General features: G+C 41.7%; 23 protein-coding genes and 1 tRNA gene. 6 read left to right on the forward strand and 18 right to left on the reverse strand.

Features of this window, described 5'->3' with window-relative positions:
- Nucleotides 1-36 precede the first annotated feature (36 nt).
- Nucleotides 37-1,404 carry a sodium-dependent transporter gene (locus DAHG_RS11020; RefSeq protein ID WP_022938411.1) on the forward strand — a complete coding sequence of 456 codons (1,368 nt, stop codon included), beginning with the start codon at nt 37-39 and terminating at the stop codon, nt 1,402-1,404.
- Between the two features lie 21 nt (nt 1,405-1,425).
- Here DAHG_RS11020 and DAHG_RS11025 read toward each other — a convergent pair whose 3' ends face one another.
- From DAHG_RS11025 to DAHG_RS11040, 4 genes are all read right to left on the reverse strand, one after another.
- Nucleotides 1,426-2,229: a TraX family protein gene (locus DAHG_RS11025; protein ID WP_022938412.1), complete on the reverse strand. Its 804-nt coding sequence runs from the start codon at nt 2,227-2,229 to the stop codon at nt 1,426-1,428.
- Nucleotides 2,230-2,308: 79 nt separating this feature from the next.
- Nucleotides 2,309-2,809 carry a hypothetical protein gene (locus tag DAHG_RS11030; protein WP_022938413.1) on the reverse strand — a complete coding sequence of 167 codons (501 nt, stop codon included), beginning with the start codon at nt 2,807-2,809 and terminating at the stop codon, nt 2,309-2,311.
- Nucleotides 2,810-2,828: 19 nt separating this feature from the next.
- Nucleotides 2,829-3,386 carry a chromate transporter gene (locus DAHG_RS11035; RefSeq protein ID WP_022938414.1) on the reverse strand — a complete coding sequence of 186 codons (558 nt, stop codon included), beginning with the start codon at nt 3,384-3,386 and terminating at the stop codon, nt 2,829-2,831.
- On the reverse strand, nt 3,373-3,957 hold the full coding sequence (locus DAHG_RS11040; protein WP_022938415.1) for a chromate transporter: 585 nt from the start codon (nt 3,955-3,957) through the stop codon (nt 3,373-3,375). The genes DAHG_RS11035 and DAHG_RS11040 overlap by 14 nt, the downstream gene beginning before the upstream one ends.
- 97 nt (nt 3,958-4,054) lie before the next feature.
- Between DAHG_RS11040 and DAHG_RS11045 the strand changes: the two genes are divergently transcribed.
- Nucleotides 4,055-4,933 carry a LysR family transcriptional regulator gene (locus DAHG_RS11045; RefSeq protein ID WP_022938416.1) on the forward strand — a complete coding sequence of 293 codons (879 nt, stop codon included), beginning with the start codon at nt 4,055-4,057 and terminating at the stop codon, nt 4,931-4,933.
- Nucleotides 4,934-4,976: 43 nt separating this feature from the next.
- On the opposite strand, the gene DAHG_RS11050 is transcribed toward DAHG_RS11045, so the two are convergent.
- Both DAHG_RS11050 and DAHG_RS11055 read right to left on the reverse strand, forming a co-directional pair.
- Nucleotides 4,977-5,066 (reverse strand) — tRNA-Ser (locus DAHG_RS11050).
- Between the two features lie 15 nt (nt 5,067-5,081).
- Complete coding sequence (locus DAHG_RS11055) at nt 5,082-5,474, reverse strand: HIT family protein (protein WP_022938417.1); 393 nt, start codon at nt 5,472-5,474, stop codon at nt 5,082-5,084.
- A 199-nt stretch (nt 5,475-5,673) separates the two neighbouring features.
- On the opposite strand from DAHG_RS11055, the gene DAHG_RS11060 reads away from it, so the two are divergent.
- Nucleotides 5,674-6,222: an NADH peroxidase gene (locus DAHG_RS11060; RefSeq protein WP_022938418.1), complete on the forward strand. Its 549-nt coding sequence runs from the start codon at nt 5,674-5,676 to the stop codon at nt 6,220-6,222.
- Nucleotides 6,223-6,279: 57 nt separating this feature from the next.
- On the opposite strand, the gene DAHG_RS11065 is transcribed toward DAHG_RS11060, so the two are convergent.
- Nucleotides 6,280-6,975 carry an alpha/beta fold hydrolase gene (locus tag DAHG_RS11065; RefSeq protein ID WP_022938419.1) on the reverse strand — a complete coding sequence of 232 codons (696 nt, stop codon included), beginning with the start codon at nt 6,973-6,975 and terminating at the stop codon, nt 6,280-6,282.
- Between the two features lie 105 nt (nt 6,976-7,080).
- On the reverse strand, nt 7,081-7,572 hold the full coding sequence (locus DAHG_RS11070; RefSeq protein WP_146211893.1) for a hypothetical protein: 492 nt from the start codon (nt 7,570-7,572) through the stop codon (nt 7,081-7,083).
- 139 nt (nt 7,573-7,711) lie between these two features.
- Here DAHG_RS11070 and DAHG_RS19415 point away from each other — a divergent pair, with 139 nt between their 5' ends.
- On the forward strand, nt 7,712-8,614 hold the full coding sequence (locus DAHG_RS19415) for a magnesium transporter CorA family protein (RefSeq protein ID WP_022938421.1): 903 nt from the start codon (nt 7,712-7,714) through the stop codon (nt 8,612-8,614).
- 314 nt (nt 8,615-8,928) lie between these two features.
- Here DAHG_RS19415 and DAHG_RS11080 read toward each other — a convergent pair whose 3' ends face one another.
- The 3 genes from DAHG_RS11080 to DAHG_RS20590 all read right to left on the reverse strand — a co-directional run bounded on the left by DAHG_RS11080 (nt 8,929) and on the right by DAHG_RS20590 (nt 13,087).
- Nucleotides 8,929-9,972, reverse strand: coding sequence for a ribonucleotide-diphosphate reductase subunit beta (locus DAHG_RS11080; protein ID WP_022938422.1), 1,044 nt, complete (start codon nt 9,970-9,972; stop codon nt 8,929-8,931).
- A gap of 9 nt (nt 9,973-9,981) precedes the next feature.
- A complete protein-coding gene (locus DAHG_RS11085) occupies nt 9,982-12,498 on the reverse strand; it encodes a ribonucleoside-diphosphate reductase subunit alpha (protein WP_026880949.1) in 2,517 nt (838 codons plus the stop codon).
- An 85-nt stretch (nt 12,499-12,583) separates the two neighbouring features.
- Complete coding sequence (locus DAHG_RS20590) at nt 12,584-13,087, reverse strand: NUDIX domain-containing protein (RefSeq protein WP_022938424.1); 504 nt, start codon at nt 13,085-13,087, stop codon at nt 12,584-12,586.
- Nucleotides 13,088-13,765: 678 nt separating this feature from the next.
- On the opposite strand from DAHG_RS20590, the gene DAHG_RS20595 reads away from it, so the two are divergent.
- Entirely contained in the window at nt 13,766-14,425 is a 660-nt protein-coding gene (locus DAHG_RS20595; RefSeq protein ID WP_022938425.1) for a gamma-glutamyl-gamma-aminobutyrate hydrolase family protein, read from the forward strand.
- Here DAHG_RS20595 and DAHG_RS11100 read toward each other — a convergent pair.
- On the reverse strand, nt 14,357-14,872 hold the full coding sequence (locus DAHG_RS11100; RefSeq protein ID WP_022938426.1) for a YqaA family protein: 516 nt from the start codon (nt 14,870-14,872) through the stop codon (nt 14,357-14,359). The genes DAHG_RS20595 and DAHG_RS11100 overlap by 69 nt on opposite strands.
- Nucleotides 14,873-14,898: 26 nt before the next feature.
- Complete coding sequence (locus tag DAHG_RS11105) at nt 14,899-15,660, reverse strand: HAD-IIA family hydrolase (RefSeq protein WP_022938427.1); 762 nt, start codon at nt 15,658-15,660, stop codon at nt 14,899-14,901.
- Nucleotides 15,661-15,774: 114 nt separating this feature from the next.
- Here DAHG_RS11105 and DAHG_RS11110 point away from each other — a divergent pair, with 114 nt between their 5' ends.
- Nucleotides 15,775-17,007 (forward strand): NAD(P)-dependent oxidoreductase, encoded by a 1,233-nt coding sequence (locus DAHG_RS11110; protein ID WP_022938428.1) that lies wholly within the window; start codon nt 15,775-15,777, stop codon nt 17,005-17,007.
- A 43-nt stretch (nt 17,008-17,050) separates the two neighbouring features.
- On the opposite strand, the gene DAHG_RS11115 is transcribed toward DAHG_RS11110, so the two are convergent.
- The 5 genes from DAHG_RS11115 to DAHG_RS11135 all read right to left on the reverse strand — a co-directional run bounded on the left by DAHG_RS11115 (nt 17,051) and on the right by DAHG_RS11135 (nt 24,569).
- Complete coding sequence (locus DAHG_RS11115; protein ID WP_022938429.1) at nt 17,051-18,223, reverse strand: hypothetical protein; 1,173 nt, start codon at nt 18,221-18,223, stop codon at nt 17,051-17,053.
- Nucleotides 18,224-18,301: 78 nt separating this feature from the next.
- Nucleotides 18,302-19,441: an MFS transporter gene (locus DAHG_RS11120; protein WP_022938430.1), complete on the reverse strand. Its 1,140-nt coding sequence runs from the start codon at nt 19,439-19,441 to the stop codon at nt 18,302-18,304.
- A 55-nt stretch (nt 19,442-19,496) separates the two neighbouring features.
- Nucleotides 19,497-20,243: an endonuclease/exonuclease/phosphatase family protein gene (locus DAHG_RS11125; RefSeq protein ID WP_022938431.1), complete on the reverse strand. Its 747-nt coding sequence runs from the start codon at nt 20,241-20,243 to the stop codon at nt 19,497-19,499.
- Between the two features lie 1,572 nt (nt 20,244-21,815).
- Nucleotides 21,816-22,868, reverse strand: coding sequence for a type IV pilus twitching motility protein PilT (locus DAHG_RS11130; protein WP_022938432.1), 1,053 nt, complete (start codon nt 22,866-22,868; stop codon nt 21,816-21,818).
- 9 nt (nt 22,869-22,877) lie between these two features.
- Complete coding sequence (locus tag DAHG_RS11135) at nt 22,878-24,569, reverse strand: GspE/PulE family protein (RefSeq protein WP_022938433.1); 1,692 nt, start codon at nt 24,567-24,569, stop codon at nt 22,878-22,880.
- Nucleotides 24,570-24,602 lie beyond the last annotated feature (33 nt).

A 24,602-nucleotide genomic window follows, 5' to 3' on the forward strand; every position in this document is an offset into this window, starting at 1 on the left:
CCGCTAAACTAATAACAGTTTGAAGGGGGTTCCACAATGAAAAAAAGAGAAAAATTCTCTTCACGTTTTGGTTTTATTTTAATCAGTGCCGGCTGTGCGATCGGCCTTGGCAATGTATGGCGTTTTCCTTATATAACCGGTAAATACGGCGGTGCGGCCTTTGTGCTGCTTTATCTGTTTTTACTATTGATTCTCGGTCTGCCGATCATGGTTATGGAATTCGCGGTTGGCCGCGCTTCACAGAAAAGTGTGGCAGGCAGCTTTGAGGTCTTAGAACCGAAGGGCAGCAAATGGCATCTGTATAAATATTTTGCGCTCAGCGGCAATTATCTGCTGATGATGTTTTATACAACGATTGCCGGCTGGATGCTGATTTACTTTTTTAAAACATTAGCCGGTGGTTTTGCGGGGCTGAATATTGAACAGGTAGCCGCCGTCTATGATGCCACTACTTCTGATCCATGGCTCAGTGCGGCAGCCATGCTGTTTGTGGTTGCCTTGGGAATGTTTATCGTATCCCGCGGTCTTCGAAACGGCGTTGAAAAGGTCAGCAAGTTCATGATGAGCGCCTTGCTGCTGATTATGGTGCTGCTGGCAATTCGTTCATTAACCCTGCCAAATGCGATGGCCGGTTTAGCTTTCTATCTGAAGCCGGATTTTGGCAAGCTGTTTGAATACAATCTGTCAGAGGTGATCTTCGCGGCCATGGGTCAGGCTTTCTTCACATTAAGTCTGGGTATCGGCGCATTGGCTATCTTTGGCAGCTACATAGATAAAGAACGCTCATTGCTTGGTGAAAGCATCAGCATTACCTTGCTGGATACCTTCGTCGCCTTAGTTTCCGGACTGATCATCTTCCCTGCCTGCTTTGCTTTCGGTGTGAATCCAGACAGCGGTTTTGGTTTGATCTTTGTCACCCTGCCGAATATTTTCAACAATATGCCGCTGGGACAATTATGGGGCGGATTGTTTTTTATCTTCCTATTCTTTGCCGCTTTGACTACAATCATTGCTGTCTTTGAAAACATTGTCTCTTGTTTTACTGATTTATTTAATTGGTCACGCAAAAAATCCGTGCTGATCAATATGATCGGCATTATGATTTTATCGATGCCATGTCTTTTAGGATTCAGTGTTTGGAGCCACATTCAGCCGCTTTTCGGAGGCAGTATTATGGGGCTTGAAGATTTTCTGATTTCAAATAACCTGCTGCCGCTGGGCTCCTTGTTATACCTGATGTTTTGTGTTAGCCGCTATGGCTGGGGCTGGCAGAATTTCCTCGCGGAAGCCAATACCGGCAAAGGTTTGAAATTCCCTGCTGTTTTTCATTTCTATTTGAAATGGATTCTGCCATTGATTGTTTTATTTATATTCATTCAGGGCTATCTCCCATATTTTAAATAAACCAGATTTTTCTGGTTTTTTTTATCTCAGCAAGCCGATCATGCCAAGCACTAACAGATGCAGCGGATAAAAGGCATACATGCCTAACTGCATGGTTTTGGATATGCTGCCTTTTTGACCATTATAAAAGCAAATAGGTATCAAAAGGCCAAGGTAATTGCCAAAGATGTTCAGTATCACAGTCGGAACCATCCGCGCGTCAGTTTCAGTAAACAGCAGCATAAATAAGCGATATCTTGACAAAATGACAATGGGTATAAAGAGCAGCGCCTGCAGCCACCGCTTTTGATCCTTGAGGAAATAAAACGCAAAGAGGATCAGAATATAACCGTATTCTCCTTCCATATGCAGGCCGGTCGCCAGCAGACAGGCAGTAATAATGCTTATTATAGCCAACAGATATTGACGGCGCTGAAGCAGTGTATCTGTAAGCCATATCGCGATTAAGCCCAGGCTTAAAGTAAAAAGGATGTTTAAATCTATTTCAGAGATTAAAGCGGCAGCACCATAGGTATGCATTTCAGCCATATTAAATAAAATATAGGGTACTTGGGCCAATAAGGCGGTAATCGCAACCCGTTGTATATAACGCTTTTTATCATGCGTATGAAAGAAACCGTCAACGATACAAAATAAGAAGATCGGCGCAGCCAGCCGGCCAATATAATTCAATAATCTAAATAGCTGATCTATCAGCGCTTCCTGTCCCATTTCATAGAGCCAGTCCCATAAGGGTGCCAGTAATAACTGAATCGGTAAAATACGATCTAAATGATCATAAAACATACATAGACATGCGATAATTTTTAATTGTTTCTTATTCATAGAATCCCTCCGCGCAATAAAAATACCATTGAAATCTTTCAATGGTACCTTTAATTCTCTTACGATTCTCTGACATTATTTAAACCATGATTGCCTCATTCTCAATCATTAAAGTGTGGGTAAAGAGATAGAAAGCACATAACAGCAATAAATCATTCAGTGCTTCACATTCCATCTGGATGTTGCCATAGGCATCCATTTTTTTAATACAGCCGATTTGTTGCTGCTGATCATTGATCTGCCAGCTTGTATCACGGTTCAGATGCAGACTGTAATGCCGATTCTGCCGCTGATCCTCAACGTTTAGATCATGAAAGCTGCGCTCATAAAGCTTCACCTCAGAATTACCGTTGGCTTCACCCTTTACGACATGCTCCTTACTGCCCTGCTCATCGACGGTAAGCAACAAAGCGGAATTGCTGCCGGCTCGTTCAAAGGAGCTGATATACGTTTTCTGCTGCTCGATAAGCAGGATATTCTGGTTAGGATTCATTACATGGGAGCTGATCTGGCAGACCTCCTTGCCGGTTTCATCATAAACGTGTTTCCCCAAGAATGAATTTTTAATTATAAGCTTCATTTCCTGATCCCCTTTCCTGTTATAAAACCATATAAGCCAGACAGCCGATAAGACCCGCTCCGCTCATGACCCATACCGGATCGGCCTTAAATTTATGCAGAATGAGCAGTGAGGCGGCAAACAGCACTACTGAGATCCAGTCGGTCGATGCGAATGAAATTGGATTGCTGTTCCAGAATGCTAAAACGATAATCGATAAGCCCGCGGATGCGATCATTGCCACAACAGCTGGCCGCAAGCCGGTCAATACACCCTGCATCACACTTAAATTACGGTATTTATAATAGATATACGCCAAGGTAAGAACGATGATGATCGAGGGGGTCACACAGCCGATGGTCGCCATAATCGCTCCCGGCAGACCCGCGATGCGTGTTCCTACGAAGGTAGCGCTGTTGATGGCAATCGGCCCTGGCGTCATCTGTGAGATCGTCACAACATCACCGAATTCAATCATTGATAACCAGCCGTTGATTTCTACAACCTGATGCTGGATGATCGGCATTGCCGCATAACCGCCGCCAATACTGAACAAACCGATCTGAAAGAAACTCCAAAATAATTTAAGCAGCATCATGCTGAACACCTCCCTTTGACCGTTTAGTGAGCAGCACATTCAGCGCGCCGATCACACCGCAGATTAAAATAATCAAAATCACATTTACATTCAGGATTGCCGCCGCGATAAATGCGGCAATCAAAATAATGACCGGCTGCAGCCGATGCTCCTTCAAAATATCCAAGGTCATCGTTAATACAACATCCGTAATAACCGCCGCAACTCCTGCCTGCATGCCTCTTAACACATAGCCGACAATCAGCGAATCTCTGAATGCAGTATAGAATAATGAAATAACTGACAGAATGATCAGCGGCGGCAGCACCGTACCCAGCACAGTGATCAAAGCACCTCTGAAGCCATCAAGACGATAACCGATCAGAATCGAAGCATTAACCGCGATTGCACCTGGTGATGACTGCGCGATGGCTGTCAGATCCAGCATTTCCTGCTCATCAATCCAGTTCAGCTCCTCCACAAATTTCTTACGCATTAATGGTATAATGACAAACCCGCCGCCAAAGGTAAACGCGCTTAGGCTAAAGGTTGAACTAAATAACTTCCAATAAAACTTTTTATCTTTTTCCATCTCTTATCCCTCCTGCCCTTATTCTATGACTTGCCATTCTATAAGTAAAATAATATAATATTATAATAAGTATATTATTTTTATTATGGAGGAACTTATGACACTTAGACATCTTAGAATTTTTGTAGCGGTTGTGGATCAAGGCAGCGCGACAGCCGCCGCCAATGTGCTTTATCTCGCTCAGCCAGCAGTCAGCTTGGCCATTAGGGAATTAGAAGAATATTATGGCATCAAGCTCTTTGACCGCATCGGCAACCGTCTTCATCTCACCGAGGCCGGCAAGATTTTTTATTCCTACGCGGCTCATATCATCACAACCTTTGAAGAAATGGAAAACGGTTTGCGCAACTGGGATGAAATCGGCAGACTGCGGATCGGCTCAAGCATTACGATCGGCAACAAAATGCTGCCGGAGCTGATTCATGACTTTTCATTAATCTATCCGAAAATAGATGTCAAGGTACTGATTGAAAGCTCCGATGTCATTGAAGAAAAGCTACTGCGCAGTGAACTTGATTTTGCGCTGATTGAAGGTGTGACACACTCAATGGATCTGATTACCCATAGCTTTGCCGATGATGAATTAGCGGTTGTCTGTTCCAGCCTGCACCCCTTTGCGTCAAAAAAAGTCATCACCGGCGATGACTTCGTAAAAGAGAGAATCTTATTAAGAGAAAGAGGCAGCGGTACCCGTGAATTATTTGACAGTGTAATGGAAATCCACGGCTATGCATGCATACCGGCATGGGAAAGTACAAGCACCCGTGCCCTGCTCAGCGCTGTAGTTGAAAATCTAGGCATCGCCGTAGTACCTAAACGTTTAATTGAGATTGAACGTACCAGTCAGCTGATTGAATGTATCCATATTGAAAATATTGAATTTAAACGAAATTTTAATATCGTCTATCATAAAAATAAATATTTATCTAAAAGTATTAAGGAATTCATGAAATTATGCGATGATGCTGAAAAATAAAATACCCATAATAAAAACGCCTTTATGGCGTTTCTTTACTATTTGGCGGAGCGGGTGGGATTCGAACCCACGGACGGGGTAACCGTCAAACGATTTCGAGTCGTTCTCGTTATGACCACTTCGATACCGCTCCAAAATGAATCCTGAATTATTTCAGGATTTTCACAAGCTCGTCAAGATCCTGCTTTTCAGATTCATTAAATTGAATCACAACAGCGTCATTCTCACTGTAACGCGGGATGATGTGAAAATGCAGATGGTTAACCGTCTGACCGGCAGCCTCATGTGTATTGTTTAATACATTGACACCCTGAGCATTTAATCTTTCACTGATCCGCACCGCCAGCATTTTTACCACTTGTATCAGATGCGCTAAAGTTTCATCATCGCATTCAAGCAAATTATCATAATGCTTTTTAGGAACTACCAGCGTATGCCCCTTTGTGACCTGGCTCAAATCAAGGAAAGCCATGACCTGATCATCTTCATAGATACATGAAGAAGGAATTTCTTTATTTACGATACTGCAGAAGATGCACATAACGATATCCTCCCTAAAATTTGACTCTTATAGTTTATCACTTTTTTAGTTTTTTGAACAGTATTAAAACGTACCTGACTCAGTAATTTTGACTCGATATTTACAATAAAAATTTTTTTGATTTTCTATGAGCAAACTACTATTCAGTCAATCAAAAATACGTTATACTAAACCCGTAAAAAGAAAGAGGTAAGAAATTATGGCTAAATTCGTATGTCAAGTATGTGGTTATGTTTATGAAGGAGATGCGGCTCCAGAGTTCTGTCCATTATGCAAGGCGCCTGCTTCTAAGTTCACAAAGCAGGAAGAAGGCGAAATGGCTTGGGCGGATCAGCACGTAGTAGGTGTTGCCCAGGGAGTTTCTGAAGATATCCTGAAGGATCTCAGAATGAACTTTGAAGGTGAATGCTCTGAAGTAGGTATGTATCTTGCAATGGCTCGTGTCGCTCATCGTGAAGGTTATCCTGAAATTGGTATGTATTATGAAAAAGCGGCTTGGGAAGAAGCTGAACATGCTGCAAAGTTTGCTGAATTATTAGGTGAAGTTGTTACAAATTCAACAAAGAAAAACCTTGAGCTGCGTGTGGCTGCTGAAAATGGCGCATGCGCTGGCAAGAAGGATCTGGCTACACGCGCTAAACAAGCAAATCTTGATGCAATCCATGATACTGTACATGAAATGGCTAAGGATGAAGCTAGACATGGCTGCGCATTTGCCGGCTTATTGAAACGTTATTTCGGTGAATAATTAATTATTATAATAGAGCTTATGAAAACAGATGCACTTCATTCAGTGTATCTGTTTTTATTTTGCGCTCGATTGGATAAATTCAGTAATGATTGCAGCGCTTTGAGCCTGCTGTTCTTCAGCGCTGATGCTCGCTTCACCATCGCCTGCCTGAATGCCGTAACAGCCAAACTGCGCGTGATTGCCGCCCTTTATAACAGTAATCGTGCCGCTTGTCAGCTGATTGCGGTTCAGCACACCATCTTCACTGCCGTAAATCACTAAGGCTCTTGCGTCCGGAAGATCACCGTAAACATACGCGCCTAATAAAATTACCCCTTCGATTTTATCCATATGCTCAGCCGCATAGGCGCTTGCCATTGCACCGCCCAGGGAGTGACCGGCCATATACCAATGCTTGATCTGTGACAGCTCAGCCAAGACATCATCAGCCGCGTTTGGATTCAAAAACGCCAGATGCAGCGGCATTTTAATTAAGACACAGGTGATTCCCGCCTGCTGAAGCCTGCTTAAAAGCGGAAGATAAGCAGTCTCCTCTACCTTAGCGCCCGGATAAAAGATAAGACCAGCCGCTGAATCTGCCGCTAATACCGTATAATCATCATAAACCTCGATATGATCCGCCATGCTGAAAACAGATACCACCTGCTCCTGCGCATGATAATAATCTTTTGTGTAAAAATAAAAAGCGCTGCTCAAAAGCACCAGCAAAGCAAGAGCTGATCCAGCTGCCCGTTTAACCCATCGTTTCATCCTATCTTCCTTCCTTTATGCACTATTATTGCACGGTTTGCCAATTCATTCAAAGGGTATTTATTTATGTGCTTAAAAGCCTCCCGGATAACCGGAAGGCAAATTTTACAGATCAGCGAGTTTTTCAGCAAGCAGCTCCGACATTTTAGCGCCAACCATTAAAAGTCCCGCTTTCTTTGTATGCAGCATAAGCTGAATACGCGCGCCTGCGTTTAATGGATAATAGGTACGGCGGCTAAACATCATCGGTGTATTGGCGCTAAGCTGCTGCACCGACATTGAATTCAGCAGCAAAACACCATCGGCATAGACTGATACCCTGCACTCCATATCCCCGCCAGCCGCTAAGCAAAGCGTATAATCAAGCGCATAGATGCCTGCTTCTTTGAGAATCAGCGTTCCCGGCATCAAGCTGAAGCCGCTTTTCGCATCAAAAACACCGGATTCAAAAGCAATGCTGTCATGTGAGGGTGACTGGCCGTCAAAATATAGTGCCTGTTCTTCATTCGCTTCAGTAAACTGAAGCAAATAAGCAGAATGATTAAACATCCCTCCATATACCGTAATAGGAAATCCCCGGCAATTGTGTATTTTCATTGATTGTCCACCTTTCCGAAACATTTTGTTTCTGCGCTATATTATGCGCACAGCATCTAAGCAAGGCATGACAACAACCCGAATCTAAACCTTGTTGGTTAATAAGTGCTATAATAGAAGCATTGAAAGGATGAATCTTATGCTTTATCAATTAACAAATCAACTGCATGAAATTGATATAAATCAAATTGAACCGAATACCCGATTAATTGCCTGTTTTACCCATCAGCAGGCATTAGATGTCAAACTGCCAATTGATCTTACCACCCTCATCGCCCAGCCGCTTTCCCGTTTCTGTAAGGCTGAAGTCCATGCTGACTGCATGATTGCCGCTTTCAGTATTCCGGATACCACGTTCCATAAAAAGAAGCAGTTTCTTTTAGGCATCTGGAATGAAATGCTGGTCTTTATCGATGATACCCATACCGCTGAAGCAATCTTAAAAACACTGGCTGAAACAAGACAATGGAAAGAACCCCAGCTGGGCCGGCTTGTTTATGATTTTCTGGAAATGCTTGTTTTGGATCATCCGCAGAAACTGGAAACCTTGGAGAATCAGATTGCCGGTTTGGAAGAAGATGTCTTTAAAGGTACTCTGAATCGCTTCAATCATCAAATGATCGCCATCCGCAAAGAAGTGACGGCACTCTCACATACATATCGTCAGCTTGATGATCTGACGATGGAGCTGATTGAAAATGAAAATGATTTCTTTAATGATCATGAGCTGCGATTTCTAAAGCTATTCAGTAACCGCATCAACCGTCTGCGGGAAGAAACACTCACACTGCGGGAATATTCAATGCAGGTGCGTGAAGTCTATCAGGCACAGCTAGATCTGCGTCAGAATGAAATTATGAAAGTCCTGACAGTAATTACCGCCATCTTTATGCCCTTAACCTTAATTGCTGGCTGGTATGGCATGAATTTCATCAATATGCCTGAGCTTACTTGGCAGTATGGATATCCAATGATTATTTTATGCAGTATCCTGATCATTCTTTTCTGTATCTGGCTGTTTAAGAAAAAACGATTCTTATAAGAACGCTGTTGAAACATTCAGCGTTTTTTCATTTTCAGACGAAAAAAATCCGGCTTTGAACCGGATTCGCTGTTTATAGGGTGTCTGTCCCATGGGGAGGGACAGACTTCATGTTCTAAACCCCTAAAGAACATGAATGGGTGGGGAATGAGCTATTAAGCTCAGTTATTATTATAGCATCATCCTTCTAAATTGGCTAGTATAATTTAACTGATATTTTATTTTTTTCATTAATTTTACCTAATAGTGATAATGTCCGCTGAAATCACAAACAGCAGTCTGCAATTCCCCCTTATTTCACAGTGTCTGCAATCCTATAAATCATCAACCAAAGCGCCTGATTTCGCATAGGCTGTTGATTTAGCTTCAAAGAAATCGGTTTTAATCATATTCGCATTAGCGTATTGAGATACCCATGCCATAGAAGCCGGTTCACTGTCATAGCCATCATAAAGCTTGCCAAAGCCAAGTCCCAGGCTGCGCAGATTCCCCAGGTAATAAATATATTCCTCAATCATTTTTAAAGACAGACCTTCAATCTTATCACCAAGTACATAAGCTCCCCAGCGAATTTCTTCCTCAACACCCTGAGCCAGCATCGCTTTATAAATTGCCACATACTCATCGGTAAACAGCTGCGGTTCTTCTTTTTTCAGTTCCAGCAGAATCGAGCGAAACAGCCATAAGTGAGTGTTTTCATCACGGTTGATATATCGAATCTCCTGAGCGGACCCCGGCATCTTGCCATTACGGCCAAGATTATAGAAAAACATAAAGCCTGAGTAGAAATAAATGCCTTCCAAAATATAATTGGCAATCAATGTTTTTACTAACTGGAAGCTCGTCTTTTTCGCTTGGAATTCATTATACAAATCACCGATAAAATGATTGCGGGCTAAAAGAATCGGATCATCCTTCCATTGATATAAAATCGAATCACGTTCAGCCGGTGAACAAATAGTATCCAGCATATAACTGTAGCTCTGAGAATGCACCGCTTCCTGAAAAGCCTGAATTGTCAGGCAGAGATTTACCTCACTGGCTGTAATATATTCAGAAACACAAGGCAGATTAGCGGTTTGAATACTGTCAAGGAAGATTAAAAAGGAAAGAATCTTATCATAAGCTGTTCGTTCCTCATTGCTTAAACGATGATAATCCTTTACATCCTGACTCAGATTAATCTCTTCAGGTATCCAGAAATTATTCATCGCTTGACGGTACCAGTCGGATACCCATTGATATTTCATATTATTAAAATCATTCAGATTGGTCGTATTACCGTTAATCATCCGTTTCTTTAAAACATCAGTATCACCAAATTCATTAAACAACGCTTTCTTATTTACGGTTTCCATCTTGTCCTCCTATGCCGCGCATACTTCGCATTCTTCTACTTCCAGTGATTTAGAACGAATATAATAAACGCTCTTTACACCATTTTCCCATGCTTTTATATATAAATTCAGCACCTGTCTAAATGTATAATCATTTGTGATATACAGATTTAAAGACTGACTTTGATCAATATGGCGCTGACGGATACCAGCGGCTTTAACCACCCATTCCTGATTGATCGTATGCGCGCTTTGATAAATCCACCATGTTTTCATATTCAGATCCGGTGCTACGCGGGCGATGATGCTGCCTTTCTTTTCTTCAAGGAAGAAACGATTCATAATCGGATCGACAGCCGCGCTTGTACCGGCAATAATTGAAGTCGAGCTGGTTGGCGCAATTGCCAGCAAATAACCATTGCGCAGCCCTGATTGATGAACACGCGCGCTTAGCTGCTGCCACTTCTCATCCTGATAACCACGATCGGTAAAGTAATTTCCATTATCCCATTCAGAACCGCTGAAATAAGCATAACAGCCCTTTTCCGCCGCTAGCTCACAGCTGGCTTCAATCGCATAATAGTTGATTTGTTCATACACCTGATCCATAAACCGCAGGTGTTCTTCACTTTCCCAGCGAATGCCTTCCTTTGCCAGCAGATGATGATAACCGCTGGTCCCTAAACCGATTGGACGATAACGCTGATTGGTAACCTTGGCATATGGAATCGGATAGAAATTCAAATCGATAACATTATCCAATGCGCGGACAATGATGCTGATAATCTTACGCAGTTCTACCTGATCATGAACATTAATATTGCCCAGCACCAAAGATGCCAGATTGCACACGACAAAATCACCCGGCTTCGTCTTTGTCACGATGACCGTCTCTCCGTCAATTTCTTCTATTGTTTTTGACACACTCTCGATTGCGCTCATATTCTGAGCAATTTCGCTGCAAAGATTTGATGAATAAATCATTCCCGCATGCTTATTAGGATTCATGCGATTAACATGATCACGGTTAAAGGCAAACGGCGTGCCGGTTTCAATCGCTGACTTAAGAATCAGACGTACCAAATCTTTCAATAGGATTGCCTGCTTGCTGATACGTTCATCATGGATACAGTCAAAATAACGTTTTTCCCATTCCTCACCATAATAATCTTCAAGCGCATAGCCTTTGATCATTAAGATTTCATGCGGACACATCAAATACCATTGCTGATTCAGATCCTCACGGGCCATTTTCCAAAACAGATCCGGATAGCAGACAGCCGGAAAGACATCATGAGCCTTTTTGCGGTCATCACCATTGTTTGTGCGCAGCTGCAGAAAATCAAGGATATCCTTGTGCCATACATCAAGATAAACCGCTACAGAGCCTTGCCGCACACCGAGCTGATCCACTGCCACCGCGGTATCATTGGCCAGCTTGATCCATCGTGCCACACCGCCGGCTACACCTTTAAAACCGCGGATATCAGATCCGACCGCGCGAACCTTGCCAAAATATAAGCCCATGCCGCCGCCGAATTTTGAAATCTGCGCGAAATTGTCAATGCTGCGGTAAATACCTTCTAAAGAATCCGGTACAGTATCGATGAAGCAGCTTGAAAGCTGAAAATACGGTTTGCGGGAGTTGGACATCGTCGGTGTTGCCATCGTTACTTTTAAAGTGCTTAATACCTCGTACAGCTCAATGACCTTATGCAGACGGTCTTCCTTCTCATTCATATTCAAATGCATCGCGATTCCCATAAACATTTCCTGCGGCTTCTCTAAAACCTGATGATCCTTATCCGCGATCAAATATCGTTTAATAACCAGATCAAGACCGCTGTAAGTAAACAGCTTTGTATGCTCTTCCTTTAAAGCCGCCGCTAATTCATCAATTTCCTGCTTGCTGTATGCTTCAAGAATATAACGGCCGTATAATTCCTGTTCTGTTAAATAGACCAGCTTATCATAGAAGCTGTGAATATTCAGGGCAGCCATTCTCTCCTCAATCATATGATTATTCTGAAAGTTCAGTAACCGGCCGGCAATAAACTCCCACTGCGGAGCTTCAGCGCTGACGCACTCAACGGCAGATCGTATCAAGCTCTTAAGCCGCTGATCCATATCCATTTCCGGCTTATAGAAAGTCTGATACTTTGCCAGCATCAAATCAAGCGCCAATGCCTTGCCATAGTCCTTATGGATTCCCTTTAATACCGGCCGCAGTCCGGCCAGCGGCAAAGAGGCAGCAAGCTCATCGACGATGCGGCGGTTTTTAGCCTGCTGATCCCGATAAAGAATAAAGCTTTTTGCCTGCTTATAAAAGCCATGCTTCATCATGCTTACTTCCACAAGATCCTGAATCTGTTCTACTTTAATATCATCAGGATTCTCAACCAGCTGCTGTTCAATTTCCTGAAGCATCACCTTCAGCTGTTCAGCTTCAATACAGCTTTGTGTGTTTTCAAACGCCAGTTTAATTACCCGGGCAATTTTATTTGATTCATATGTTTCTTTAGTTCCATCACGTTTTGTTATTTGCATCTCTATATCCTTTTCCTTACTTGCATTAGCATAACAAAAAAAAGCAAAGATTTCATTTACTTTGCTTTTAATAACTTCTTCACAATTAGCATGTTTCAAGATAACACTTATATGCAAATAAATCACGCTGATAAATCAGCTTCTGAATCGACTGTTTATCGAGCGCTGACAGTTCCTTCAGCACTTCCTCTTCACTTAAGAAAACTAAACCGTGAATCAGCTGCTTTTCTTCTTCAGTATAAGCGTAGGGTCGGCTTTGCCGAATCAGCCTGACCGCATAGAAGTGAGAAATAGTCCGGCGCTGGATCAGATGATAAGTATCCTCAATCACACATAATGGCCGTAAAATCTCCCCTTCCCAGCCGCTCTCCTCAAGCAGCTCGCGCTGAATTGCCTGGGCGTGGCTTTCATTAGCCTCAATGCCGCCGCCCAGTGTTTCAAGATGGCGCAGACAGCCAAAAATATCATCTCTTTTTATTTCCAGAAAAGCATAGCGGTCATGATATACCGCAATCATCCGCACGGTTTCCCGCACATGGGTGATATCTCTTTTCGCAAAAACATCGTCAGTAAATCGCTTCCTGATCATCACGCACCTCCTAATCAAAAGACATATAGTATAAATCTGCTTGCAGATATTACGTTTTGTATAAAGCTACAATTTGATACCTTAAAGCTAATAATACATAAAATCCGCACCTATTATCAATAACAATTTTAAAAATATATAAAACTAATGATTTGAGGCGGCAAATTAACTTTTTAAACTGCATATCATTAAATCATCAAGCTGCATTAACTTTAAATAATCTTTTAATGATATTTTTCTGATTCAATTTCAACATGAAAAAAGACACTTTTTCAAGTGCCTTCAATGATGCATACGATCATCTTAACTTTGGGGGAGAACTAACTTACAAGTATGGGTGGGGGAAGAAAAGTAAGTTAGGTTAAGATGAAAGAGGCATTACTGCCTGTATAAATATTACTTTTTTTCGTTAGGAATGTCAACTGTTATTAAAAAGATTTTTAAACATGAGAAATGTTCTTGGCTGATACCCAAGCTGTTAATCAGATGTTCATTAGGAATTTTATTTATGCACATTTACTTATTTTGGAAAACCCTTCCATTTTAATGATGAAAACGCTATCCAAAAAGATAGTCCAAACGGCTTATTGGCTATGATTTTTACGATTGAGTTAAGCCTATCCATCTGTGCAACGGCACCTTTTCTTGATTTATGCATAGGCTAATGCAGGTGATCGTATGCGTTTAAAAATTGCCCTTCCCGTTCGGCTCAATGAAGCTGAGTCACGATATCAAATTTCAGCACCGTTAATTCATGCGCTGCTGGCACTTCATGTTACACCGGTACTGATTTATCCGCAAGCTGACATCAAAGACCAGCTTTCTGGGTGTGATGGTGTGCTGATCAGCGGCGGCGACGATGTTGATCCGCTTCTTTTTAACGATAAACCACACCCTAATACAGTCATCGAAAAAGCCAGCATCGAACAGCTGGATATTGACTGCATTCATTATTGTGAAAAACATCATCTTCCCTTGTTTGGCTTATGCCGCGGTATTCAGATACTAGCTGTGGTGTATCATGCGGCTTTATATCAAGATATTGACCAACATATGAAAACCAGCCATCCGCTGATCATTGCCCCTCATTCATTTTTAAGCGGTATGCCGCTGCCTTCAGTTAATTCTTATCATCATCAAGCACTTGCGCAATGCCCTGAAGGTTTTATGATCAGCGCGATTGCCGACGATGGAACGATTGAAGCAATTGAAAAAGCGGATATGTTTGCCGTTCAATGGCATCCGGAACTGATGCGTGACGATCCCCTTTTACGTTTTTTTACGGATTACGTACTTGCCAAGAAAATAAACAAGAATCAAAATAGAGAGCAGTGTTGAATATTTCTCGATTGCGATAAATTCACTCGCTTTGCTTAATGTTGCCGCAACAAGCAATGAGCGCATAAAGCGGCAGCCGCCGTCAAGCAATAAAAAGAGCCAGCGGTTCATTCGGCATAAACCAGCCAGATATGCCAGTACGAAATCAGGAAAAGGTGTCAGCGATCCAAGGATAACAGCCATCGCGCCATATTTCTGCATGGCTGCCTCTCCTTCGGACAATGTTTCTTCATTGACCAGCTTTAAGGCAACCTTACGGCCATAGCTGACACTTAACTCATAGCCGATGTAACCGCCTAAAAAGGTACCGATACCGCTGACTACCGCATAGTAAAAGCTTTTGGTCGGAGCTGCCAGACATAGCGGTACAAAGACAGCTTCAATGGAAGGTAAAGGTAAGAATGCCTTTAAACAGGCATAAATTAAAAGGAACAGGTCTGCATTCATGAGATCACCTGTTCCATTGTATGTTTTTATTCGCTCATCAATTCATAAAGTGAATGGATCTTATGTGTCGGTACGATTTGAAAGCGTTCAATGTCCGCGAATGTATGCACACCCGTCGTCACAAAGATTGTTTCGACCTGGCAATTAACACCGAGCAGGATGTCGGTTTCCAAATTATCACCAATACAAATTGCATCTTCTTTTCTAATATTAAAATACTCAAGCGCTTCATTCAGAATGGGCGGATACGGTTTGCCGATCTTAGGTGATTGCTGTTCACTCGCATACTCAAACATGGCCACAATTGAACCGTTGCCGAGCTTATAGCCTTTGCCATGCGGCAGCTTGCGGTCATTATTGGTGCCAACCAGCTTGGCGCCATTTACTAAATAACTCAGTGCCTTAGAGTATGATTCATAATCAGCATTGGCATCAAGGCCCACAAAAACAAAATCGACATCTTCTTCAACAAGTTTAAACCCGGCATCCAATAAGGCTTCTCTTAAACCTGCCTGGCCGATCATATACGCGTTGCGCTTCGTGCTGAATTTTTGCATCGTGCGCGCCGCCGCCATGCTTGAGGTGAAAAACTGATCTTCACGAATGCCTTTGAACCCCAGTTTTTCCATATGCTGCACATTCTCTAAACGGGTACGGGTAGCGTTATTCGTCAGAAAGTAAAAGGGCTGCTGCTTGGCGATACACCAAGCGATAAATTCTCTGGCGCCATCAATATTTTCATTTCCCCGATACATTGTGCCATCAAGATCAATCAGATAACTTTTCATTCAATTACTCCTCTTTTTCCCTATCAGTGTATCACGTTTACGCAAAAATTGGGACAAAGAAAAAGCATTTCAATTTAAAGTATGTTAGAATATAGGTCAAGTGAAGGTGATGTTATGAAAAATTTAGAAACTGCAAATCGCTGTTTGAATTGCAAGAACGCGCGCTGTGTCAGCGCTTGTCCGATTCATACGCCGATTCCGGAGGTAATTCTCGATTATAAAGAAGGACGCTATGAACAGGCTGGCAAACGATTGTTTGACAACAACCCGCTCTCAGCTATCTGTTCTATTGTCTGTCCGCATGAAAAACAATGCCGGGGCAATTGTATCCGCGGCATCAAAGGTGAACCAGTTGATTTCCCTGCCATTGAAAATGAAATTTCCAAGCATTATTTAAAGCATGTTCATTTTACTGAAAAACGCATCCATAATCAGCGGGTAGGCATTATCGGCGGCGGCCCGGCAGGGATTACGATTGCCCTGCAGCTGGCCCAGAAGGGTTATCCTGTCACTATTTTTGATGCTCATCCGCGCATTGGCGGTGTTCTCCGCTATGGTATTCCTGATTTCAGGCTGCCGCGGACAATTCTTGATTTACTGGAAGAAAAGCTGCTTGAATTAGGGGTAAAAATCAGACCAAACACTTTGATTGGTCCAGTGCTGACCATTGACCGGCTTTTGGAGGATGGCTATGATGCCTTATTTATCGGTACGGGTGTATGGAATCCGAGAACCTTAAATATCCCTGGGGAAAGCTTAGGCAATGTGCATTATGCCATCGATTATCTAAAAGATCCAGAGGTCTATCAACTCGGCAAAAAGGTAGCGGTTATCGGCGCCGGTGATGTCGCGATGGACGCGGCGCGTACCGCCAGCCGCCATGGCTGTGATGTGACGATTCTCTATCGCAAGGGCAAGGAGAATATCTCTGCCACCGAAGCTGAACTGCAGGGAGCCATTGATGACGGTGTTAAATTTGTCTTCTACAAGATCCCTAAGGCATGCAGCGAGGAAGGTATGATCGTTGCTGACTGTGAGGTTGTCATGGATGCGGACGGCCACCCACAAAGTGTTGAAAAAGCGGACAGCGATCATCTATTTGCCTGTGATTCCATCATTATTGCGGTATCACAGCTGCCTAAAAACAATATTGTCCGCAATACAACCGGCTTGGAAACCGGTAAGAACGGTTTGCTGATTGCCGATGAAGACGGGAAAACGACAAGAGTCGGTGTCTTTGCTTCTGGTGATGTTGTGACCGGCGCTAAAACCGTAGTAAAGGCCGTTAAATATGCCCAGCATGTTGCCGGTGAAATTGAAGCCTATCTGCAAGCTAAAGCACAATAAGAAAAAGGCGTTGGAATTCCTTATGGAACATTCTTAACGCCTTTTATTCTGCCTGTGTATAGCTAATTATCGAACTGCCGTTTTGCATTGAGATATAACTGCCGTGGATATCGGTACTGCAGCCATCGAAGGTGAGTGATTCCGGATATTCAAGAGATCCCTTGCTGCCGACATCAATTGCCCCGGCATGATCAGGATACTGATTGTTTATAATCTGTGTCAGCTCACTAATTTTAAGCTTGCCGTCGACCAGTATCGCTGCCGCTTCACTTTCAAAAGAAGAGCCGTCGATGCTGATTTGGTTTAAAGTCAGCGAACCGCTGCTGCGAATATCAATCAATGTTCCTGTATAAGCAGGATATGAAGCTGAACCCATATAGCGTTTCAGCGTAATCGGCTGATCAGCATCCCAGACTTGTTCATCCTTGATCGTAATGCCATTGATGATCCAGATCGTTCCCGCTTCATGATTCAGCAATTCCTTAGCCCGTTCAAAGCTTTGAACTGCCGTAAGCGGTGATTGACCGTCATTGGCGTCACTTCCCTTGCCATTCAAATATACTTCATTAACAATTTCACTTTCAATATAATTGCTGCTTACTGTACGAATAATCAGCGGCAGCGGCGCTTCGGTTTCAAATCGCTCAGATAGAATCGGCGTAAATGTATAGGTCACACCCGCCTCTGCCTCAGCTTCAAAACCTGGTTCTACATTCCATTGACTGATTTTCAAGTTGATGCTTTTCTCATTGCCAACCTGATTCCCCGCTTTATCAAGTGCATAACCGCTTGCTTGAATCGTATCCGGCAGTGCTAATTCATCAATCGTACTGCCCTGTGCAATCATCAGCTGATCATCAGCGAGCGCTTCAAAATGAGTAATCAGCATTGGCCGGCTCATGCTTTTAACATAACGGGAAATAGGATAAATCGCGCACAGTCCCAGCAATATCACAACCGCCAGTGCTTTTCTGAAACGATGCTTTGGCTTAGGCGGCGCCTGTTCCTTATTTAGATAGTCTTCAACTTCCAGGATTTCTATTTTTTCTTTACGCAGATTAGAAAATGCTACGAATATCAATCTGAAAGGCAGACTTAAATAATATAAAATTGAGTCAAGCAGATAGATAACCGCCAGCGGCAGAAGCATAACATATCTTAATGAAGGATGCTTACGGCCGAAATCGACAATCTTATACAATAGCTTTTCAAGCATGCTTCCACCTCCCAAAATCACTTATATAGTATAACAGAATCTGGCCGGGATGAAAATTCATTCTCCTCAGAAAAAAGCTTAAGCCGGCTGATTTCCCTTACTTTTACGCATTTTTATGATCATCCATGTAGGAATAATCGCGATACATGCAAAGATCCAGCAAGTGATGTTAAAATCAAACCGTTCTACAAGCCACGCGCCAATTACCGGTGTTAAAAAACCGCTGATACCGAAATAGATTGCAAAGCCCACAATCTGCGCTGAAGCTGCCAGCTGCTTAGGTGTTACTTCCTGAATCAGCAGCTTGCTGGTTAAAACGATAATCGGATGGGTAAACAGCTGCAAAGCCGCCACGATCAGCACCCATAGCGGTGTCGCGCAGAAACCATAGGCCACAAATTTAACGCCGGTCATCAATGCCGCAACCAACAATAAGCGTGATGGCTCAAACTTCTTAAATAATTTAGCGGAAAATAAATAAATCGGTATTTCCATCAGCGACTGAATCGCAAATTTCACAGATACCGCGATGCGATCACCGCCCAATGCAATCAGCTTATCCACGACCACAAACTGATCCGCGAAGCCGGTAATCATCAATAGAAATAAAATCATCAATAAGCGCTGATACGATTTATTCATCAACAGTTTTTTCATACTGGCTAATGAAATTGAACCCTTTTCCGCCGCTTCCTTTTCCTTGATAAAAAAACCGCACAGTAATGAAATAGCAGAAGCGCTCAGACAGAGAATGCATAAACCAATACTGTTGAATTGTTTATAAATAAAGCCTGCTGCCAAGGAGCCGCTGACCAGACCTGCTGCTGAGAAACAGTGATATTTACCAAAGGTTTTAGGTTTAAGCTGAAAAACCCATGTTTCATTGATACTCATAACTTCCTTGACAATCCCAAACATTAAAATGACACAGATTGCCTTGATCCACAAATCACTGGTTAATATAAAAGAGGCAAACACAGCGGCCATAAATAAGAGCGTTGTAATGATGAACATCGGTTTCATCTTACCGGTTTTATCACTGATCCAGCCGATAACAGCTGCGAAAAGCAAAGATGCCAGCGCGCTGAAACCTAACACCCAGCCCTTTTGTGCCGGTGTATAGCCGCTTTCATTTAAAAAAGGAATCAGCTGTGAATTTACTGCTGATATCGATATAAAGGTTGCGAAATTAAAGACTGCAAATTGTATATTTTTCATATGCATCACCGGTTGTAGTATGCCCCATGACACAAGAAAAAAACCGCAAAAGCGGTTAGAAACTAAACTGTGTCAGGATTCCTAGATGATCAGAAACCCGCTCTTCCTTAAATAAATGACAATATTGCTGAATATTTAGTGAGGAGCGCGCAAGCATGTAGTCAAGACGCAGGCTTTTTCTGCCCTTATGCCATGTATCACCCTCTGATTGATTAAAGGAATATGAATCTACATAACCATAATGCATCATTTCCATATAATCAATGGATGCACTGTCAATATTAAAATCTCCAGTAATGATTGAAGGAATATGATGACGGCTCGCCCGTTCATGTATTTTTTCAAACTGCGTCAGGAATTGATTTTTACGATCAAAGCCCAGATGCGCGTTATAAATCATAATGGGATGATTTCCCACCTTGATCAGCACTTCCATTACTTTGCGTGTATTAGGCGTCAGCATTGAACGCTGAGCTGATACATAAAAGCTTTCACAGCTGAGAATCGGATAACGGCTTAAAATCGCCAAGCCCTCCACAAAGCCAAAATAACCAAAATGAACCTTTTCATAATGCAGTTCATACTGACTGCTGCCTTGGGCGTTTAATGCCTGCTGAATCAGATAAGCGGCATTATCTTTTTTTATATTACGATCAACGATAGGTGTGAAATAACGCTGAGCACACTCACTGAAGCAAATAATATCAATATCATTTTCAAGAATTGAATCAGCGATGATCTGTAATTTTTTAACTGGCTCTTTTTCCTGATAACCATGCAGGTTCAATGATAGTACGCGCATATTCCACCCTCCTTTATTTATATAGGTAATAGAGAGAGATAAGTGTCGTGGGATTGAATGAAAAGGGAAATATGGTTCCGACTAGCAGTGACGGCTGCTTCTTATCTCTTTCTGATTCTTATTTTAAGCGCCTTTTGTGAAAATTGAATGAAGAAAGTGTGAAAATTTTGAAAATTTTATTAAACTTAATGCTTGATCACCTTTCTTTCAGTAAGTATAATCATCTTTTTTTAAACTTAACTTGTCAAAATATTAAAGAATTACCAAAGATTATAAATCTTCAATTTGTAAAACAACAAGTTGAGAAATTTAAAATAAAAATATCTTTTAATAAACTATACTATTGAAAGGTATTTTATCTGCATTTATCTAAAAGGGCCTAATTCAGCTGACGTTCTATAATTTTGAATAGCATAAGGAATATCCGTTAAGCTGGTTTTGACTTTCATTTTTGAAGCAATAGCTAAAGCCAAAATATATCTTAAAGAAATCGTAGAATTAGTATTTCTCTAATTTGGAAAGCTTTTATCTAAGCTATTCTAAACATATGTGCCCACTTTCTAAATAAAGTAACGAAACGTAACATATATTCATGACAAAAATTAATTTTCAGTAAATGTATCAACATTCCTCCTATTTAGTTTCATGAAATCAAGTGCTATTTACACAAAAATTTGAGTATAAATCATTCACTTTTCCTAGTTTCTAAGTTTTCCAATGCATATTCAATACATAAAACGACTAACTTATTCAAAGATATATTTTTAGAATCAGCTACTTTATCCATTTCTTCTACCAGTTTCTTGTTTAATCTAAAAGTATTATTTACATATTCTTCTTTTTCAATTTTAAAAGCATAGCCATTACCCCTTTATACGCTATATCATATTGCAAGTATTGACTGTTTTATACACTTTAAAAACCGTGTAAAATAAGCTTGATTGTATAAGTACTATAAAGTAGAATATATACAAGGAGGGATAGGCTATGCTAAATGTTATCATTAGATTAATATTTGGATTTATTTGTGTATTACTTAGAAAGGGGAAAATGTAAATTATGAATGACAAAAGTATTTTACTTTAACTCTAGTCTTATAAATTATCACAATAATTTTATTTGTGTAGGAATAATTGGCTCTGTATTTTATTTGTTATGCGCTAGGATATGATTACCTTTATTATCAAAAAAGTTTCAATTTTACAATATTTCTTATTTTTACAATTGGTTGTTCATTATTCTTATTAGCTATTGGTAAGATTCTTGAACGTATTGTATTGTGTGAAGTAAATTTTAGAGAACATTATGAGGGAATTAAAAAAATATTGAATGATTTAAAACATACAGAGAATACAATTAATTGTCAGGAATAAAAATGATTGTAAAGAAGAAATTAATTAACAAAGAGAAATTTATAATAGAATTTAACTTAAAAAGGATCATAACATACAGCAAATGTGTTATAGTCTTTTTTTTGATGTGAATTGTTTTGTTATATAACTCAATGGGGTTACTTTACGAATTTAAGATTTAAATACATAATAAAAGAAAAAAATATGGCTTTCACCATATTTAGTAAGGCATTGCTTTTCTGATTGCGGCAGGATCGTTGCATTTGGTCAGAGCGGTTTCGTAATCGATGATTCCCGCACGGACAAGGTTCACTAAATCATTATCCAAAAGAATCATACCCTCTTTCAGATTGGTCTGCATGATTGTAGGAATTTGGAATGTCTTGGATTCACGGATCAGGTTGGCAATCGCGTCATTGACAATCATGATTTCAAAGGCAGCAACCCGGCCGTCCTTATCCTGACGCGGCAGCAATTGCTGAGAGATTACCGCCCGCAGACAGTTTGCCAGCTGGGTGCGGATCTGTCCCTGCTGATGCGCTGGGAATACGTCAACCATACGGTCAATTGTCTGTGTAGCACCGCGGGTATGCAAAGTAGCAAAAACCAAATGGCCGGTTTCCGCCGCCGATACCGCTAAGGAAATTGTTTCATAATCACGAAGCTCACCGATCAGAATTACATCTGGATCTTCACGCAGCGCCGATTTCAGCGCCGCTAAATAGTTGTCAGAATCACGGCCAATCTCACGCTGATTGACCATACAGTTCTTATGCTCATGCACATATTCGATCGGATCTTCCATGGTTAGAATATGGCAGTGTTTCAGCTGATTGATTTCATCAATCATTGATGCCAAGGTTGTTGATTTACCGCTGCCGGTTGGCCCGGTTACCAGCACCAAGCCTCTTGGCAGGGCACATAGCTTATGCAATACCGGCGGCAGTCCTAATTCCTGCATTGTCGGTATATGATCATTTAAAAGTCGAATCGCTAAAGCGGTATGTCCCTTCTGGCGGAAAATATTCAGACGGTAGCGGGTTTGATCAGCTCCGGTAAAAGATGTATCAATATCTCGGCCGGTATTAAAATATTCAGTCTCATCAGGCCGCATCAATTCAACCGCTAATGCGTTAAGCAGCATATCATCACATAGTTCGCTGTTTAAAGCTGTCAGCTCACCATTGATACGAATCATCGGCGGCAAACCATAAGTAAAATGCAGATCGCTCGCTTTGCGTTCACGGGCAATATCTAAATAATGTTCAATCATGTCTGTCTCCTATTCTGTCGAATATATCAGCTTGATAACTTCATCAAAATTGGTAATACCTTCTCTTAATAAACGAATTCCCTCTGAACGAAGCGTTGTCATGCCATTCCTAACCGCCATTTGATAAATCAGTTCCTGCGGATCGCCGCTGCTGATCATCTTATAAATCGTTTTATCGATCAATACAACCTCATGAATCGCAGTACGTCCGTGGTAGCCTGTATGACCGCAGTAATCACAGCCGTCCGCTTCCTTTACAACATCCAGTTCCGGACAGTTCAGTAAGGACTTTTCATGTTCAGTTAAATGCCTTTCATGGGAACAGCGCGGGCATATTTTACGAACCAAACGCTGAGCGATGACACAACGCAGTGCAGCGGCTAACAAATAAGCCGGCACTCCCATATCCAGCAAACGCGGAATGGCAGCTACCGCATCATTGGTGTGCAGCGTAGATAATACAAGGTGACCGGTAATGGCGGAACGAATGGCAATTGAAGCCGTTTCTTCGTCACGGATCTCACCAATCAAAATAACATCCGGGTCCTGACGCAGAATCGAACGCAGACCGCTCGCAAAAGTAAGGCCGATACCGGCGTTTACCTGCATCTGATTGATATTGGTAAATTTCTTTTCCACCGGATCTTCAATGGTGACAATATTTAATTCCGGCGATTGGATCTGTTGGAGAATTGAATAAGAAGTTGTAGTCTTACCGCTGCCGGTTGGGCCTGTCATCAATATGATACCATTTGTATTATATAGTGAACGTTCAATTAAATTCAGATTATGCGGTGTAAAACCAAGCTGCTTCAAATCATAATTGACATTCTTATCAGAACCTAACAAACGCAGTACAACCTTTTCTCCATAAATGGTCGGCAGCATACTGACACGCACATCGACCTTACCGCCAGGCAGATCAAGCGCAATACCGCCGTCCTGCGGAACACGCTTCTCAGCAATATTTAAACCAGCCAAAATCTTGATACGAGTTACGATTAATTCATGAATATTATTTTTAAGCATTGTATGCTCAAACAAGGAACCATCGACACGGAAACGCACACGGGTCATCTGCGGCAGCGGTTCAATATGAATATCACTCGCATTCATCTGAATCGCTTCACGGATCATGGAGTTGACCAGCTGAACAACCGGAGAAGCATCAATGCGGTCGTTTACCTGTTCAAAATCCTCCAGTGAAACGGTACTGCTTGTGTAATCTTCATATTCATTGCTGATATTCTCTAACACTTGCTTTGTATTGGCTTTCGCATACAGCTTATCAATGGTTTCCAAAACATCCTGCTTCGGTGAAACAATAACCTCTATGTCCAGCCCGCTGGCCATGCCGATATCATCTAAGCCCAAGAAATTCAATGGGTCGTTGGTCGCCGCGTACAGCACCCCTTCTTTGATATAAAGCGGTGCGATGCTGTGTTTTCTAACAAGCTGTTCCGGTACAATTTTTGCGATTTCAACATCAACCTGAGCGGCAATATTAGGCTCATAAGTCAAATTCAGACGTTTAGCCAAAGCATTCAGCATCTGATATTCACTGCACATCCCATGACTGGTTAACACTTCACCTAGTCTTTTACCTTCTTTTTTCTGTATTTCAAGTGCTTTTTGCAGCTGTTCCTCAGTAATGACCTGATTCTCTACAAGCACCTCACCTAAACGAACATTTTTTCTCATAAATGCACCCCCTAGTTTCTTTTATCCAACAAT

It is taken from the genome of Dielma fastidiosa (assembly GCF_000313565.1).
In the GTDB taxonomy this organism is placed as follows: domain Bacteria; phylum Bacillota_I; class Bacilli_A; order Erysipelotrichales; family Erysipelotrichaceae; genus Dielma; species Dielma fastidiosa.

Excerpts from the sequence above, each read along its gene's own strand:
- DAHG_RS11020 (WP_022938411.1), top strand. The coding sequence starts at position 37 with ATGAAAAAAAGAGAAAAATTCTCTTCACGTTTTGGTTTTATTTTAATC.
- DAHG_RS11025 (WP_022938412.1), bottom strand. The coding sequence starts at position 2,229 with ATGAATAAGAAACAATTAAAAATTATCGCATGTCTATGTATGTTTTAT.
- DAHG_RS11030 (WP_022938413.1), bottom strand. The coding sequence starts at position 2,809 with ATGAAGCTTATAATTAAAAATTCATTCTTGGGGAAACACGTTTATGAT.
- DAHG_RS11035 (WP_022938414.1), bottom strand. The coding sequence starts at position 3,386 with ATGATGCTGCTTAAATTATTTTGGAGTTTCTTTCAGATCGGTTTGTTC.
- DAHG_RS11040 (WP_022938415.1), bottom strand. The coding sequence starts at position 3,957 with ATGGAAAAAGATAAAAAGTTTTATTGGAAGTTATTTAGTTCAACCTTT.
- DAHG_RS11045 (WP_022938416.1), top strand. The coding sequence starts at position 4,055 with ATGACACTTAGACATCTTAGAATTTTTGTAGCGGTTGTGGATCAAGGC.
- DAHG_RS11055 (WP_022938417.1), bottom strand. The coding sequence starts at position 5,474 with ATGTGCATCTTCTGCAGTATCGTAAATAAAGAAATTCCTTCTTCATGT.
- DAHG_RS11060 (WP_022938418.1), top strand. The coding sequence starts at position 5,674 with ATGGCTAAATTCGTATGTCAAGTATGTGGTTATGTTTATGAAGGAGAT.
- DAHG_RS11065 (WP_022938419.1), bottom strand. The coding sequence starts at position 6,975 with ATGAAACGATGGGTTAAACGGGCAGCTGGATCAGCTCTTGCTTTGCTG.
- DAHG_RS11070 (WP_146211893.1), bottom strand. The coding sequence starts at position 7,572 with ATGAAAATACACAATTGCCGGGGATTTCCTATTACGGTATATGGAGGG.
- DAHG_RS19415 (WP_022938421.1), top strand. The coding sequence starts at position 7,712 with ATGCTTTATCAATTAACAAATCAACTGCATGAAATTGATATAAATCAA.
- DAHG_RS11080 (WP_022938422.1), bottom strand. The coding sequence starts at position 9,972 with ATGGAAACCGTAAATAAGAAAGCGTTGTTTAATGAATTTGGTGATACT.
- DAHG_RS11085 (WP_026880949.1), bottom strand. The coding sequence starts at position 12,498 with ATGCAAATAACAAAACGTGATGGAACTAAAGAAACATATGAATCAAAT.
- DAHG_RS20590 (WP_022938424.1), bottom strand. The coding sequence starts at position 13,087 with ATGATCAGGAAGCGATTTACTGACGATGTTTTTGCGAAAAGAGATATC.
- DAHG_RS20595 (WP_022938425.1), top strand. The coding sequence starts at position 13,766 with ATGCGTTTAAAAATTGCCCTTCCCGTTCGGCTCAATGAAGCTGAGTCA.
- DAHG_RS11100 (WP_022938426.1), bottom strand. The coding sequence starts at position 14,872 with ATGAATGCAGACCTGTTCCTTTTAATTTATGCCTGTTTAAAGGCATTC.
- DAHG_RS11105 (WP_022938427.1), bottom strand. The coding sequence starts at position 15,660 with ATGAAAAGTTATCTGATTGATCTTGATGGCACAATGTATCGGGGAAAT.
- DAHG_RS11110 (WP_022938428.1), top strand. The coding sequence starts at position 15,775 with ATGAAAAATTTAGAAACTGCAAATCGCTGTTTGAATTGCAAGAACGCG.
- DAHG_RS11115 (WP_022938429.1), bottom strand. The coding sequence starts at position 18,223 with ATGCTTGAAAAGCTATTGTATAAGATTGTCGATTTCGGCCGTAAGCAT.
- DAHG_RS11120 (WP_022938430.1), bottom strand. The coding sequence starts at position 19,441 with ATGAAAAATATACAATTTGCAGTCTTTAATTTCGCAACCTTTATATCG.
- DAHG_RS11125 (WP_022938431.1), bottom strand. The coding sequence starts at position 20,243 with ATGCGCGTACTATCATTGAACCTGCATGGTTATCAGGAAAAAGAGCCA.
- DAHG_RS11130 (WP_022938432.1), bottom strand. The coding sequence starts at position 22,868 with ATGATTGAACATTATTTAGATATTGCCCGTGAACGCAAAGCGAGCGAT.
- DAHG_RS11135 (WP_022938433.1), bottom strand. The coding sequence starts at position 24,569 with ATGAGAAAAAATGTTCGTTTAGGTGAGGTGCTTGTAGAGAATCAGGTC.